1 pseudogene is annotated in these 545 nt (G+C 17.8%); it reads left to right on the top strand.

What is annotated here, in order from left to right:
• A pseudogene (locus tag CAMP5118_RS07970) lies at nucleotides 1-545 on the top strand (hypothetical protein); the annotation flags it as partial.

Genomic DNA, 545 nt, shown 5'->3' on the forward strand with positions numbered 1-545 from the left:
TCAATAGTGATACACTTTATAAAAATCCTTTATTGCAATATAATATAAATAGAACAATTTCTAAAGATGAAAATATCATTTATGCTTTAAAAAATACTTCTAGCATAAATCAAGCTTTTAAAAACTTAAAACAATTACAAGAAGTATTATTAAAAGAAAATATATTTTTAAATTTTATAGACTTAAATAGTAAAGAAAGTCTTTTAAGTTTTTACAATCAAATATTAAGTAATCATCATCTTAAAGATTATTTTTATATAAAAAATAATCAATTTTTTATTAAAGAAGATATAAAAAATAAAATTATATTTCACAATATCAATTCTTCTTCTATTATAAGTAATTATCTTAGCTTGTTAAATGATTTTAATACTTTAAGCAAGATAGAACTTATAAATATATTAGAAAGTTTAAGTTTATACAATCTTTCAACTTTAATGCAAGATATACAAAAAAGAAACTTAAAACTAGAATATAACTTAAAAAGCTTTGATAAAGATAGTATCTTTTTATCTAATATGATTATGAATGTGAGGTTGAAGTAG

The organism is Campylobacter sp. LMG 7929 (assembly GCF_024723595.1).
Lineage (GTDB): Bacteria > Campylobacterota > Campylobacteria > Campylobacterales > Campylobacteraceae > Campylobacter_D.